This window comes from Massiliimicrobium timonense, from assembly GCF_002160865.1.
GTDB lineage: Bacteria > Bacillota_I > Bacilli_A > Erysipelotrichales > Coprobacillaceae > Allocoprobacillus.
On record NZ_NFLJ01000024.1, the window covers coordinates 14,143 to 27,380 of the forward strand.

17 protein-coding genes and 1 other annotated feature are annotated in these 13,238 nt (G+C 32.1%); of the genes, 13 read left to right on the forward strand and 4 right to left on the reverse strand.

Annotated elements, in window-relative coordinates; genetic code table 11:
* The first annotated feature begins 152 nt into the window (after window positions 1–152).
* From infC to B5E75_RS08840, 8 genes are all read left to right on the forward strand, one after another.
* Complete coding sequence (infC, locus tag B5E75_RS08805) at window positions 153–692, forward strand: translation initiation factor IF-3 (RefSeq protein ID WP_087358462.1); 540 nt, start codon at window positions 153–155, stop codon at window positions 690–692.
* Window positions 693–709: 17 nt separating this feature from the next.
* Window positions 710–904 (forward strand): 50S ribosomal protein L35, encoded by a 195-nt coding sequence (gene rpmI, locus B5E75_RS08810; protein ID WP_087243200.1) that lies wholly within the window; start codon window positions 710–712, stop codon window positions 902–904.
* Between the two features lie 18 nt (window positions 905–922).
* Window positions 923–1,282 (forward strand): 50S ribosomal protein L20, encoded by a 360-nt coding sequence (gene rplT, locus B5E75_RS08815; protein ID WP_087358464.1) that lies wholly within the window; start codon window positions 923–925, stop codon window positions 1,280–1,282.
* A gap of 112 nt (window positions 1,283–1,394) precedes the next feature.
* A complete protein-coding gene (locus B5E75_RS08820; protein WP_087358465.1) occupies window positions 1,395–2,447 on the forward strand; it encodes a M42 family metallopeptidase in 1,053 nt (350 codons plus the stop codon).
* Window positions 2,447–3,289, forward strand: a complete 843-nt coding sequence (locus B5E75_RS08825; RefSeq protein WP_087358467.1) for a patatin-like phospholipase family protein — start codon at window positions 2,447–2,449, stop codon at window positions 3,287–3,289. The genes B5E75_RS08820 and B5E75_RS08825 overlap by 1 nt, the downstream gene beginning before the upstream one ends.
* Before the next feature lie 103 nt (window positions 3,290–3,392).
* Window positions 3,393–4,502: a S1C family serine protease gene (locus B5E75_RS08830; RefSeq protein ID WP_241146651.1), complete on the forward strand. Its 1,110-nt coding sequence runs from the start codon at window positions 3,393–3,395 to the stop codon at window positions 4,500–4,502.
* A 61-nt stretch (window positions 4,503–4,563) separates the two neighbouring features.
* Window positions 4,564–5,409: a hypothetical protein gene (locus B5E75_RS08835; protein ID WP_143746951.1), complete on the forward strand. Its 846-nt coding sequence runs from the start codon at window positions 4,564–4,566 to the stop codon at window positions 5,407–5,409.
* Window positions 5,409–5,822, forward strand: coding sequence for a hypothetical protein (locus B5E75_RS08840; RefSeq protein WP_087358473.1), 414 nt, complete (start codon window positions 5,409–5,411; stop codon window positions 5,820–5,822). Before B5E75_RS08835 ends, B5E75_RS08840 begins: the two co-directional genes overlap by 1 nt.
* Here the strand turns inward: B5E75_RS08840 and sspI are convergent.
* Complete coding sequence (gene sspI, locus B5E75_RS08845; protein WP_087358475.1) at window positions 5,817–6,008, reverse strand: small acid-soluble spore protein SspI; 192 nt, start codon at window positions 6,006–6,008, stop codon at window positions 5,817–5,819. The two genes, B5E75_RS08840 and sspI, sit on opposite strands and share 6 nt — an antisense overlap.
* Before the next feature lie 61 nt (window positions 6,009–6,069).
* Here sspI and B5E75_RS08850 point away from each other — a divergent pair, with 61 nt between their 5' ends.
* From B5E75_RS08850 to leuS, 3 genes are all read left to right on the forward strand, one after another.
* Window positions 6,070–6,735: a M48 family metallopeptidase gene (locus B5E75_RS08850; RefSeq protein ID WP_087358477.1), complete on the forward strand. Its 666-nt coding sequence runs from the start codon at window positions 6,070–6,072 to the stop codon at window positions 6,733–6,735.
* Complete coding sequence (locus tag B5E75_RS08855; protein ID WP_087358479.1) at window positions 6,732–7,454, forward strand: TrmH family RNA methyltransferase; 723 nt, start codon at window positions 6,732–6,734, stop codon at window positions 7,452–7,454. Before B5E75_RS08850 ends, B5E75_RS08855 begins: the two co-directional genes overlap by 4 nt.
* A gap of 45 nt (window positions 7,455–7,499) precedes the next feature.
* Window positions 7,500–7,705, forward strand: a binding site (T-box leader).
* 35 nt (window positions 7,706–7,740) lie between these two features.
* Entirely contained in the window at window positions 7,741–10,137 is a 2,397-nt protein-coding gene (leuS, locus tag B5E75_RS08860; RefSeq protein WP_087304857.1) for a leucine--tRNA ligase, read from the forward strand.
* 132 nt (window positions 10,138–10,269) lie between these two features.
* Here the strand turns inward: leuS and B5E75_RS08865 are convergent, their stop codons facing one another.
* The 3 genes from B5E75_RS08865 to B5E75_RS08875 form a co-directional block, all read right to left on the reverse strand.
* Entirely contained in the window at window positions 10,270–11,160 is an 891-nt protein-coding gene (locus tag B5E75_RS08865; RefSeq protein ID WP_087358481.1) for a DUF3737 family protein, read from the reverse strand.
* A gap of 24 nt (window positions 11,161–11,184) precedes the next feature.
* Window positions 11,185–11,421: a hypothetical protein gene (locus B5E75_RS08870; RefSeq protein WP_087243214.1), complete on the reverse strand. Its 237-nt coding sequence runs from the start codon at window positions 11,419–11,421 to the stop codon at window positions 11,185–11,187.
* An 87-nt stretch (window positions 11,422–11,508) separates the two neighbouring features.
* Window positions 11,509–12,069 carry a 3'-5' exonuclease gene (locus tag B5E75_RS08875; RefSeq protein ID WP_241146652.1) on the reverse strand — a complete coding sequence of 187 codons (561 nt, stop codon included), beginning with the start codon at window positions 12,067–12,069 and terminating at the stop codon, window positions 11,509–11,511.
* Between the two features lie 124 nt (window positions 12,070–12,193).
* Here B5E75_RS08875 and B5E75_RS08880 point away from each other — a divergent pair, with 124 nt between their 5' ends.
* Together B5E75_RS08880 and B5E75_RS08885 are read left to right on the forward strand one after the other, a co-directional pair.
* Window positions 12,194–12,547 (forward strand): CidA/LrgA family protein, encoded by a 354-nt coding sequence (locus tag B5E75_RS08880; protein ID WP_087243215.1) that lies wholly within the window; start codon window positions 12,194–12,196, stop codon window positions 12,545–12,547.
* Complete coding sequence (locus B5E75_RS08885; RefSeq protein ID WP_087358483.1) at window positions 12,540–13,235, forward strand: LrgB family protein; 696 nt, start codon at window positions 12,540–12,542, stop codon at window positions 13,233–13,235. Before B5E75_RS08880 ends, B5E75_RS08885 begins: the two co-directional genes overlap by 8 nt.
* Window positions 13,236–13,238 lie beyond the last annotated feature (3 nt).

Consider the following 13,238-nt stretch of genomic DNA (forward strand, 5'->3'; position numbering starts at 1 on the left):
CAAGTAAATGAAAAGTAGTGGAAAGAAGAAGTGCCTACTTCTCGCCTGAGTGTTGATGACGCTAGGCTTATGTCACTAAGATGAATATCTTAATGTCAATTTGTGGGTACTTTATGTGCTCACTTTTTATTTCAACTACACATATATAGGAGGTGGCTATTATTAGCAAGTATAACAATCAATCAAATGACGATTTAGTGAATGAAAAGATTCGTTTCAAGGAAGTTCTTGTGATTGATCAAAATGGTGATCAGTTAGGGGTTATGTCACGTAATCAGGCTATTAATGTAGCTTATGATCAGGATTTGGATTTAGTCTGCGTAGCACCAAAAGCAAAAACACCTGTATGTCGTATTATGGACTATGGAAAATATCGTTTTGAACAGCAGAAGAAACAAAAAGAAATGAAGAAAAATTCTAAAACAGTATCTTTAAAAGAAACACAATTATCTCCAACAATTGATGTTCATGATAAGAATGTGAAATTAAAGAGAACATTAAAATGGTTGGAATCTGGTGATAAAGTAAAGATTGCAGTACGTTTTAGAGGAAGACAACTCGCTCATATTGATATTGGTCAAAAAATACTGGATGATTTCGTCGCTGAATGTGCAGATTATTGCGTTATTGAAAAACCTGCCAAATTAGAAGGGCGAACATTAACTGCTATATTAGCACCAAAGAAAAAATAACAGGAGGATATTGGATTATGCCAAAAATGAAATCTCATAGTGGACTTAAAAAACGTTTAAAAAGAACTGGTTCAGGAAAATATAAACGTGGACATGCGTATGTTTCACATTTATCTCATAACAAAACTCATAAACAGAAGAAACATTTAGCAAAAGCAACTTTAGTACACCCTTCAGATATGAAACGTATTAAATCAAGATTACAAGGGTAATGAATAGGAGGATAAAAAATGGCAAGAGTTAAAGGTGGATATACAACAAGACGTAGAAGAAAGAAAGTCTTAAAATTAGCCAAAGGATATTTTGGTTCTAAACATGCGTTATATAAAACAGCTCATGAACAAGTCATGAACTCTTTAGAATATGCATATAGAGATAGAAGAAATTTAAAACGTGAAATGAGAAGATTATGGATTGCACGTATTAATGCAGCTGCAAGAATGAATGATATTTCTTATTCAAAATTAATGCATGGTTTAAAATTAGCAAATGTTGATATTAACAGAAAAATGTTATCTGAAATCGCTATTGCTGATCCTGAAGGATTTACAGCAATCGTAGATACAGCTAAAAAAGCATTGGCTCAATAATGAAAGAGGGAAACCTCTTTTTTTGTTTTTTTATGAAAATATGGGGAATAATTTTTAAGACTCTTGTGATGAAATTAAAAAGATGTATAATAGAGAAACAGGAGGTTTTCAAATGGTTGATATTGAAATGTTAAAGCAGTTGAGTTTAATCAATGGTGTATCTGGATATGAAAAGCATGTGACAAGATTCATGAAATCATATCTATTAGATATTGTAGATGAAATTCAATATGATGGTTTAGGAAGTATTATTGCTTTAAAAAGAGGAAAGATGCCTTTGAAAGTTTTATTGACTGCTCATGTTGATGAAATTGGATTTTTAGTGAAGAATATAGATGAACATGGATTTATACAAGTTCAGCCTGTAGGTGGATGGAATCCACGTTATTTACCATCATCTTTAATGAATATTGAAACACGTGATGGTCACAATATAAAAGGTGTCTTTGCTCTTAAACAACAGATTTCTAAAGAAAAGGCACTCACTATTGACGATATGTATTTAGATGTGGGAGCTTTGTCTAAACAGGATGTCTTAGATATGGGAGTTGGTAAAGGTGATCCTGTAACACCTGTATCACATTTTATACAAAATGGAAAATGTCTATTATCGAAAGCATGGGATGATCGTGTTGGGGTCGCTGTTTTGATGGAGGTTATGAAACGTCTATATAAAGAAAAGATTGATCCAATGCTTTATGTAGCAGGAACAGTACAGGAGGAAGTTGGACTGCGAGGAGCCAAAACAGTTGCTCAAATGATTCAACCTGATTTGGCTTTGGCAATTGATGTGACGTTTTCATATGACTTGCCTGGTGGAGAACAAAACGATGTTCGCTTAGGTCAAGGTGTAGCTTTATGTGTGATGGATGGCAGTGTCATTGCTCATACAGGTTTATTAAAACAGATTGAAGATATTTGTCAAAGACATCAGATTCTTTATCAGTTAGATATGGATTTGGCAGGTGGTACAGATTCTGGTGAATTAAGTAAAGCTGGTTCTGGTATTATGAATCTGACAGTTTCCATTCCAACACGTTATATGCATTCGCATTATACAATGGTTCATACTGATGATTTTGAGGCGACTGTTGAAATGCTTGTTGCTTTTTTAAAGGAATTCGATGAAAAAATGTATTTAGCAATGTTGGAGGATAAAAGATAATGGGAGCTTTAATTTTAGAAGGTGGAACTTTCCGTCCAATTTTTTCTAGTGGTGTGATGGATGCTTTAAATGATCATCATATTGATTTCCCTTATGTGATAGGTGTATCAGCTGGTATTACCGATGGTTTTTCTTATGTTTCTAAGCAGCCAAAACGTAATTATGATATCTTAATGAATCATCGTCATGACAAGCGTTATGTTGGTTTACGCAATTATATCAGTGATAAAAGTTTATTTGGTTTACGTTATGCTTATGAAACAATTCCTCAAGAGATTTATCCTTTTGACTGGGAAACTTTTTTAAATAATCCTGCTCAAATTAAAGTCGGTGTCACTAATGTGGAAACAGGAGAGTGTGAATATCTTGATGGAAAACAATTAGATCAGCAATGTACAATGTTGAAAGCAACATGTGCGATTCCTTTTGCTTTTCCGGTGATTTCTTTGAATGGTAAGAAATACTATGATGGTGGGATTTGTGATCCTATTCCTGTTAGAAAAGCACAACAGGATGGTCATGATAAAATGTTAATTGTTCTAACTAGACCAAAAGGGTATCAAAAGTCATTATCAAAAGCAAATATGATTGCGAGTCGTTTATTGAAAAAGAAATATCCTCATCTGGTTCAACCACTATTAACAAGACATCTTTTATATAATGAAACAATTGCCTATTGTGAAGAATTGGAAAGACAGGGACAAGCCCTTATTTTAAGACCGAATGAAGCATTTCAGATTGATTCTTTTGAAAAAGATTTAAAAAAGATTGATCGTCTTTATCATTATGGATATCAATTGGCTTTAGAACATTTAGATGAAATTCAAAAGATTTTAGAATAGACATTATTTTGACATTTTCACACAATTTTAAAATAATATTAATGTAATTGTATATTATGATAATCATATAAAAAGAAATCATCAAAGAAAGGAAAGATAAATGATGAAACATATGAATAAAAACAAGCTATTTAAAATCTTTGTTGTATTATTGTTGATTGTATCACTAGGTTGTAATGGATTTTTAATGTATAAAGTTTTAGGAGGAAATCAATCATCTGGATCTTCCAATTCAAATGCGACAGTGCAAAAGGTAAATTATGATGTTCAATCTGATTTGACAGAGGTCATTGAAAGTGCGAAAACATCTACAGTCGGTGTGGCAGTATATCAAAACAATCAATTGGCTGGTAGTGGTAGTGGTGTCATTTATAAGGTTGATGGAAAAACAGTTTATGTCATTACGAATCATCATGTCATTGAAAATGCTCAATCTATAGAGGTCATTTATTCTAATGGTGAATCTGTGAAAGCAGAATGCTTAGGTAGCGATGAATATGGTGATATTGCTGTATTAAAGATGACAGTTAACTTTGAAGTTTCTGCTTTTAAAGTAGGAGATTCAACTTTATTAGAGGCTGGAGAACCTGTTTTAGCTGTAGGAAGTCCATTAGGTATTGAATATGCGGGAACTGTCACACAGGGTATTGTTTCAGCTCCATCAAGAACTGTTTCTGTTGATTTGAATGATGATGGACGTGAAGACTGGGATATGAATGTTATTCAGACAGATGCGGCTATTAATCCAGGAAATAGTGGAGGTGCATTGGTTAATGCAGCCGGGGAACTGGTTGGTATTACTTCAATGAAATTATTGTCAGAAGAAGTTGAAGGAATGGGCTTTGCGATTCCAATTAATGATGCTTTAAAGCTGGTAGAAGAAATTATTGACACAGGAAAAGTCAATCGACCAACAATTGGGATTTCAGCACTATCTTTAGATAGTTATTCTTCATATGAACTCTATATGTATCGTATTCAGACAAATTTGAATAAAGGAATCTATGTCGCTGATGTACAAAGTAATTCTCCTGCCAGCAAAGCAGGTATTCAAGCTGGAGATGTTATTACTCAATTTGATGGTAAAGATATCGAATCTTATAAAGATTTCTTAACACAGCTTTATTCTAAAAATCCCGGAGATACGGTGAAATTAACGATTAATCGTAATGGTTCGACATCTTCTGTCAATGTGACATTGGGTTCTTCTTAAGGAAAGATAAAAGTTCTTTCCTTTTTTTTGTAAAGACTATATAATGGGTGTTGGTGATGATATGAATAAAGAAATCAAAAAACAACTTATCTTATCATTTGTTTTATTAACCTTTGTTGTAGCAACACTCTTTTTCTGGTATCAGAACTTTATATTCCATACTTATGGTGAAAAAGTTGATTACCAGTATTGTTTATATGCTCAAAATGAAGAATGGCAAATTGCAGGATATGAGTTTTATCAAAAAGGGAAAACACAAGGATATGGACATGCCCGTTTGACACCTTTACAACCTCAACTTTTAAAGAAAAATGATGAAATGACAGTGACACTTCATCTAAAAAATCATCAGCCTTTCATTCAAACAATAAAGATTCAAAATGATAATCAAGTTTTACTTTTAGAAAATCAGACAGGACAGAATATCTTTAGTGAAAAAGATCTTCAAAATGTTCAATTACAAATAGAAGTCAAACGTCAAAAGAAATCTATCTATAATCAAACATTATCTATGCAAAAACAAGATATCATGACATATACTTCAGCAAATAAAGATTATACATTAACCAATGTATATGTGACTGAAAATTGGTTAAAAACAGGAGTCTTTTCAAGTAAAGATACAAAACTTGCCCAAAAGTACCCGTATATGATTGTTGATTATATGTATTCTACTGAACAGAATCAAGAAGTGGATATTAATGATTATGAAAGATTTGTTTATTTAAAAGGAAAAACTGAAGATTTTTTAAATGATCAGGTGGAAGGAATTGGATATTATGATGGTCAAGGATCATTATTTGATATGCAGTTATGTTGTGTAATAACATTAATGAAAAGTGAAGATGATCTCAATCCTTATACTTTTACATTGCCTCTAAATCCCATTCAAAAAGGAGAATCATGATGAAAGCGGGAAGAAAAGATAAAATGACGTTATATATGTTGAGAAATGCTTTTTCAACTTTATTGATTGCTTTTGTTTCTTTTATGATTTCTTTGATTTCGTATTATGAATGTTCATTTGTTGAAGCATTAAGGCGTTTATTTTTTGTGAATATTTATACAACATTATATTTTTTATTGTTGTGGCTATTGAATTATATGATTTTTGAAATATCAAAAATCATATTTGATACTTATGAAAATATTCTGACATATAAATTTATTCTTGTTTTATGCTTGGTTGCGATTATTTTGTTTTTTGTTCCAATGTTGGATTTATTTCAATGGAATTTTATTTTCTTATGTCTGTTTATTGCATTAAGACAAATAAAACAATTATATATTCATAAAAAAAGACCATCAAATGGTCTATAACAGTGTACTGAGATTTTGCAGGAATTTTTGTTTGGTTGTGGCATCTAATGAATTGTAATATTGTTCAAAGAGGACACCTAAACCAACAAGGATTGTTTCTTCTTTAGAGGCAATGCCCTCATCAATGGTTTCCTGCAACTGAGTAGGGGTGAATCCTTTGAGATTCATTAAAAGTGCTTCACGCATTTTTGATCAGTCCTTTCTTATATAATATGGGAGAATTTATTGATTTTATTCAAGGAGATTTATGAAAGAATATCAAATACAGATAAATGATGAAACTATTGTCTATCAGTTGACTTATAAACATATGCAAAATATAAGAATGCGTGTACGAGATGGACAATTGTTGATTAGTGCACCTTATGGGACATCATTGACATATATTGAACAGATGATTCATACTTATCAAAAAAGAATACTGACACAAATACATGCTTTTCAACCTTATTATCAATATAATGATGGTGGATATGTTTTGATTTTTAATCAACGTTATCGTCTAGTTGTCAGGGATATAGGTGTTAAACGTTGTCAATGTCATGGTCATGATTTGTATGTTTATCATTATGATATACAAGGTTGTGTGGAAAAAGAATGTTATCGTATATTATATGATTATATTGAAGAAAGAATGATTGATTATCTGGCTCATGATTTTGATTTGGATATGCCACGTATTGAAATCAAAAAATATAAAAGTCGCTGGGGAAGCTGTTATTATAAGGAACAGCGTGTTTCTTTTCATTTAGGATTAGTTCATTTAGAAAAGGAACTGATTGATTATGTGATTGTTCATGAGTTATGTCATTTTCTTTATCATGATCATTCTGCATCATTCTATCATGAGATAGCAAAAAGATTGCCACATTATCAGATATTACAAAAACGCTTAAAGGAGAAACATACATGATTACATCAATTCAAAATGAAACAATCAAAAAAATAATGAAATTGAAACAAAAGAAATATCGTGATGAATATGATTTGTTTTTAGTGGAAGGTTTTCATTTGGTTGAAGAAGCCAGAAAAGCAGGGTGTATTCAAACATTAATAACAACACTTGATGAAACGTTTCCAGAAGATACTCTTCATGTTCATTCAAAAGTTATGGAAAAAATAGCTTTTACAAAGACACCACAACCTGTTATGGCTGTTTGTAAAAAACAGCATCAAACTTTAGATACATGGAAAGAACGTTATTTGTTATTGGATAATCTTCAAGATCCGGGTAATTTAGGAACTATTATTCGCAGTGCTCTAGCACTTGGTTATGACCAAATCATTATGTCACCTGAAAGTGTTGACCTTTATAATGATAAAGTTATTCGTGCTACACAGGGGGCTTTATTTCAAATGCCACTTTGCCAAATGGATTTATTAGAAGCTATTGCTTTATTACATAAACAAGGGGTTGGTGTATATGGAACATCATTACATCAGGCATTACCTATTGATCATTATCAGCCTCAAAAACAAATGGCATTTGTTTTAGGAAACGAAGGGCAGGGTGTTTGCCAGGCTGTTTTAGATGCCTGTGATCATACATTATATATTCCTATTCAAGGGATTGAATCTTTAAATGTTGCGATTGCTGGAGCTATTGTTATGTATCATTTTCCTAAAATTTAAGAAAAGATTTGCAAAATAATAAACATATGATATAATATTTTGTGTTTAGAATCGATGAAAAGGAGTAGTAGTTGTTGATACTTTTTAGAGAGTCTATGGGTGGTGGAAATAGACAGGTTAGGCAATGAACTCGCCTTGGAGATACAAAGATGAAAAGAGTAGTCTTTGTCGTTAACTGCGTTAAAGTTTTGAGAGCATATATGGATGTCATATATGAACTAAGGTGGTATCGCGATCAAGTCGTCCTTAGAAGGACGGCTTTTTATATTATAAGGAGGGATAAATGATGCCATTTGATCATCAAGCCATTGAAAAGAAATGGCAAAAATATTGGGATGAACATCAGACTTTCTATACTGATGTTTGGGATTTTTCAAAACCTAAATACTATGCTTTAGATATGTTTCCATATCCATCAGGACAAGGATTACATGTTGGGCATCCTGAAGGATATACAGCGACAGATATTATGTCACGTATGAAAAGAATGCAGGGATATAATGTTTTACATCCAATGGGATTTGATGCTTTTGGATTACCAGCTGAACAATATGCGATTAAAACAGGAAATCACCCTGAAGGATTTACACGTCATAATATTGAAACTTTTACACATCAGTTAAAGATGTTAGGTTTTTCATTTGATTGGGATAAATGTATTTCTACTTGTGATCCTGATTATTATCATTGGACACAATGGATTTTTAAACAGCTTTATGAAGATGGTTTAGCTAAAAATGTGGATATTCCAGTGAACTGGTGTGAAGAATTAGGAACTGTTTTAGCTAATGATGAAATCATTGATGGAAAAAGTGAACGTGGGGGATACCCAGTTATTAGAAAGAATATGAAACAGTGGGTTATTGATATTCCTGCTTATGCTGAAAAATTATTGGCTGGTTTAGAGGATGTTGATTGGCCTGAATCTACCAAAGAAATTCAAAGAAACTGGATTGGAAAATCTATTGGCGCTCATGTGCATTTCCAAGTTGATGGACATGATGAACAGTTTACTGTGTTTACAACACGTTGTGATACGCTTTTTGGCGCAACTTATTGTGTGTTAGCTCCTGAACATGAATTGGTAGCTAAGATTACAACACCACAACAAAAAGAAGCGATTGAAGCCTATGTGAAAGTCTGTGCCACAAAATCTGAATTAGAACGTACTGAATTAAATAAAGATAAAACAGGTGTCTTTACTGGTGCTTATGCGATTAACCCAGTGAATCAAAAGAAAATACCTATCTGGATTTCAGATTATGTTTTAGCAGGATATGGAACTGGTGCTATTATGGCGGTTCCTGCTCATGATGATCGTGACTGGGAATTTGCGAATAAATTTGGTCTTGAAATTATTCCAGTGCTTGAAGGTGGAGATGTTACAAAAGAAGCATGGACACAGGATGGAAATCATATTAATTCTGATTTCTTAAATGGTATGAATAAAGAAGATGCTATTGAAACAATGATTCAATGGTTAACTGATCATCATTGTGGTGAAAAGAAAGTGAATTATCGTTTAAGAGAATGGATCTTTGCACGTCAAAGATACTGGGGAGAACCAATTCCAGTGATTAATTTTGATGATGGCACTTCCGTTGCATTATCAGATGATGAATTACCATTGATTTTACCACCATTAGAAGATTACTCACCTTCTAAGAGTGGGGCATCACCATTGGATAAAGCTACAGACTGGGTGAATGTCACTGTGAATGGAAAAGCTGGAAAACGTGAAACAAGTACAATGCCAGGAAGTGCGGGAAGCAGCTGGTATTATATGCGATATATTGATCCACATAATGATCATGCGATTGCTGATAGAAAGTTATTGGATCACTGGTTACCAGTTGATTTATATGTTGGTGGACCAGAACATGCTGTTGGACACTTATTATATTCTCGTATGTGGAATCGTTATTTATATGATAAAGGATATTTGTCACATCCTGAGCCATTCCAAAAATTATATCATCAAGGTATGATTTTAGGAACAAATGGTGAAAAAATGAGTAAATCTAAAGGGAATGTCATTAACCCTGATGATATTGTTCAAACTTATGGGGCTGATACATTAAGAGTTTATGAAATGTTTATGGGACCTTTGGAAGCAAGTAAACCATGGAGTGAAACAGGTGTTGACGGTGCTAGAAAATGGTTGGATCGTGTGTATCGTTTGATTGTGGAATCTGATAAATTAAGTGATGAAAATGATCATTCATTAGACTTTGTTTATCATTCTACTGTTAAAAAAGTCACTCATGATTATGAAACATTAGGATTTAATACTGCTATTTCACAAATGATGATTTTTGTCAATGAAGCTTATAAAGCTAAAACTGTTTATCGTCCATATGCTGAAAACTTAGTCAAAATGTTAAGCTGTATCGCTCCACATGTCTGTGAAGAAATGTGGCAGTTACTTGGACATGATGAAACATTAGCTTATGAGCCATGGCCAACATATGATGAAGCGATGTTGGAACAGTCAACAATTGAAATGGCTGTACAGGTTAATGGAAAACTTCGTGCTAAAATCACTGTGAATAAAGATGAAGATGATGAAGTCGTGAAACAGGAAGCTTTAGCTCAAGATAATGTAAAAACACATACTGAAGGAAAGAATATTGTGAAAATTATTGTCGTGAAAAATAAGATTGTCAATATTGTTGTGAAATAAAAATATTGATTTATAAACATGGAATGAAGAGAGAAGTGAATTTCTAAAAGTTAAGGTATCTTAATTGCAGAGATTCACTTTTTTAATGTTCAATTATTGATAATAAAAAAACGCTAACTTTTCAGTTAACGTTTAACAACAGCATTGACAAATAGACTGATTGTTTATAGGGGCTTGTCTGATGATTACTTGACCATTTGTTTCCATAACAGCATCTTCATTGATGATTTCACCAACACTGTCAACCGTAATTGTTCCTGATTTGACATTTTTAATAGAATCAACATGTCCTTTGATTGTTGCCTGTACATCAGAATATTCAAATGCTAAATCGCAATCAATCATTTCACAATCAATGAGTTTCAAGTTTTCACAATAACATAATGGTTGTGTTCCAATGATCTGACAGTTAATGAATGTGACATTTTTTGAAAACCACCCTAAATATTCACCTTTGACAACAGAATCTTTAACGATGACGTTACTGCTATGCCAGAAGGCATCTTTTGTATCTAAATAAGAATTTGTAATTTCTAAGTCATGCATATACTGGAAAGAATATTTTCCTGTAAATTTCAAATGATCAATTTTAACATGATGACTATGAAGTAACATATATTCAGAATGAATTTCACTATCTTTAATAGAAATATCCTGGCAGAACCAGCCAAACTCTGGTGATTGAATCTGACAATTTGAAATAATTGTATCACTACATTCTCTTAAAATTTTTATACCTTGAATATCACAAGAATCAATCAAACCATGATGAGAATACCAGATAGGAGCTCTTGTTAATTCATCTAAAGAGCTATGAATTAATTCATAACCCTGTACATGCCATAAGGGATAACGAAGCGAAAAAGTACAATGATCAACTCTGATTTGTCTTGTTTCTTTCAAGACAGATTCTCCATCTTGAGGACCAGCAAAAGTACAGTTTCTCACTTCAGTATTTTGTATGTTGTATAAAGCTCTTTCTTCATCAAAAGTTTGATTTTCAATAATCTGTTTGATTTGCATGATATTGACCTCCTTTAAGAAAGCTTATGCTTTATTTTGAATATTTTTTAAAGTGTAAATCAGATAATCAAGATGATCAATTTTCTTTTGTTTTTGATGCACTTCATCTAGAATTTCATATCTTTTCTTTTTTAAAAAAAGGAAAAGAAATTCAAAACGATGATTTTCAAAGTCATCAACAAATTCTTGAACTTGTTTGGATGAACATCCCATATCTTCTAAACTTTTTTGAATATCTTCTTTGGTAAGCATTTGAATCATATGAAAGCCTCCTTGACTATATTCTATATATAGACATTATAAAAATCAAATACTTATAATGGATAGTCAGCTATGCTTTTGAGGTATTTATATGGATATATGTTGTCTGATTATTTCTTTTTTAAGGTGTTCATAAAGTTCATATGTAGATATGCAATCTGCTAAAGAACGGTGTTCATTTGTGGAAAGCCCTAAAAATTCTACCATGTCTGTTAAACGATGATGGGGTATTTGAGGATAAACCTTTCTACAAAATTGAACCGTATCCATATATTCATTAGATAAATTGATCTGAAAATGATTCGCAATAAAATTAAGATCGAAAGCTGTATTATGTCCAATAATTGGATCGTATCCAAGAAACTGCAAAATGTCATCTTGAACAGAAGAGAGAACAGGCATATCCTCTATCATTTGATTATCAATGCCAGTGAGTTGAGTGATAAAAGGACTAATATTCTGTTGGGGATTGATTAACTGGCAATAACGTTCAATGATTTCCTTGCTTCTGACCTTTAATATTCCAATTTCAATAATTTTATCTTTTTGCCAAGTTAAACCTGTTGTTTCGATATCTATAACACAATAATCATCAATGATTTTTTTAACATAATAACCTCTTTTATAATATTGTTTTTGATAAGCCATTGTGATCACCTCAACTCTATATTTAAATCTATTCAATATAAAAATACAAATGAATTTATAAAAAAGTACAATCATCAGTCAAATCATGTTATAATGTTGCACGGTATCACAACAGGAGGTCATTATGAAATATATACATCAGTTTCTTATTATTATGTTGATTTCATTTGTAGGAGAATTATTGAGTTTTTTACCATTACCCATTCCAGCAAGTGTTTATGGATTGTTGATCATGTTAGTTGGTCTTTATACAAAAATGATTCCATTATCAGCAATAGAAGATGTTGCAGATTGGCTGATTTTGATTATGCCTGTTTTATTTGTTCCATCTGCTGTTGGTTTAATGAATGTCAAAGAAGAATTATTTGAAAACATAGCTGTGATTATGATTGTTCTTGTTATAAGTACAGTCATTGTGATGGTAGTGACAGGGAAAGTTGCACAATATATGATAGAAAGGAAAAATATCAATGAATAATTTATTGATTGAAACATCTTGTTTTGGCATTGTATTAAGTTTATTAACATATTGGTTGGCTGTTCAAATAAGAAAGCGATGGTCTTATTCTCTTTTGAACCCATTATTAATCAGTGCTTTTTTGACTATCTTTGTTTTATATGTTTTAGATATTGATTTTCAGACATATAATCAAGGAGCACAAATGATTACATATTTATTGACTCCATCAACTGTTTGTTTAGCGATTCCTTTATATAAACAAACACAAGTACTGGTTAAACATTTTGGAGCTATTATAGTAAGCTTATTATGTGGTTGTCTGTCTGGTTTGATGAGTGTTATGGTTCTTTGTATTTTGTTGAAGACAAGTGAAACAGTTTTATATTCTTTGATGCCAAAATCTATTACGACAGCGATTGCTATTGGAGTATCAGAATTGCTTGGTGGTCATTCGACAATGACAGTAGGTGTTGTCATTTTAACAGGAATTTTTGGATCAATGATTGCTAAAACGATTTTTAAAGTTTTCCATATCAATCACCCTGTTGCACGTGGATTGGCATTAGGAAATAGTGCTCATGCTATTGGAACAGCGAAAGCGATTGAGTGGGGTGAAATTGAGGCAGCAATGAGTAGTTTATCCATTGTGATTTCAGGTATATTCACTGTGTTTTTAGCGCCTATGATGATTCGTTTATGGATATAAAAA

Coding starts and splice junctions, on each gene's coding strand:
- sspI (WP_087358475.1), bottom strand. CDS start 6,008: ATGCGTGAAGCACTTTTAATGAATCTCAAAGGATTCACCCCTACTCAG.
- B5E75_RS08865 (WP_087358481.1), bottom strand. CDS start 11,160: ATGCAAATCAAACAGATTATTGAAAATCAAACTTTTGATGAAGAAAGA.
- B5E75_RS08875 (WP_241146652.1), bottom strand. CDS start 12,069: ATGGCTTATCAAAAACAATATTATAAAAGAGGTTATTATGTTAAAAAA.
- rplT (WP_087358464.1), top strand. CDS start 923: ATGGCAAGAGTTAAAGGTGGATATACAACAAGACGTAGAAGAAAGAAA.
- B5E75_RS08855 (WP_087358479.1), top strand. CDS start 6,732: ATGATTACATCAATTCAAAATGAAACAATCAAAAAAATAATGAAATTG.
- rpmI (WP_087243200.1), top strand. CDS start 710: ATGCCAAAAATGAAATCTCATAGTGGACTTAAAAAACGTTTAAAAAGA.
- B5E75_RS08850 (WP_087358477.1), top strand. CDS start 6,070: ATGAAAGAATATCAAATACAGATAAATGATGAAACTATTGTCTATCAG.
- B5E75_RS08830 (WP_241146651.1), top strand. CDS start 3,393: ATGAAACATATGAATAAAAACAAGCTATTTAAAATCTTTGTTGTATTA.
- B5E75_RS08820 (WP_087358465.1), top strand. CDS start 1,395: ATGGTTGATATTGAAATGTTAAAGCAGTTGAGTTTAATCAATGGTGTA.
- B5E75_RS08880 (WP_087243215.1), top strand. CDS start 12,194: ATGAAATATATACATCAGTTTCTTATTATTATGTTGATTTCATTTGTA.
- B5E75_RS08825 (WP_087358467.1), top strand. CDS start 2,447: ATGGGAGCTTTAATTTTAGAAGGTGGAACTTTCCGTCCAATTTTTTCT.
- leuS (WP_087304857.1), top strand. CDS start 7,741: ATGCCATTTGATCATCAAGCCATTGAAAAGAAATGGCAAAAATATTGG.
- B5E75_RS08870 (WP_087243214.1), bottom strand. CDS start 11,421: ATGATTCAAATGCTTACCAAAGAAGATATTCAAAAAAGTTTAGAAGAT.
- B5E75_RS08885 (WP_087358483.1), top strand. CDS start 12,540: ATGAATAATTTATTGATTGAAACATCTTGTTTTGGCATTGTATTAAGT.
- B5E75_RS08840 (WP_087358473.1), top strand. CDS start 5,409: ATGAAAGCGGGAAGAAAAGATAAAATGACGTTATATATGTTGAGAAAT.
- B5E75_RS08835 (WP_143746951.1), top strand. CDS start 4,564: ATGAATAAAGAAATCAAAAAACAACTTATCTTATCATTTGTTTTATTA.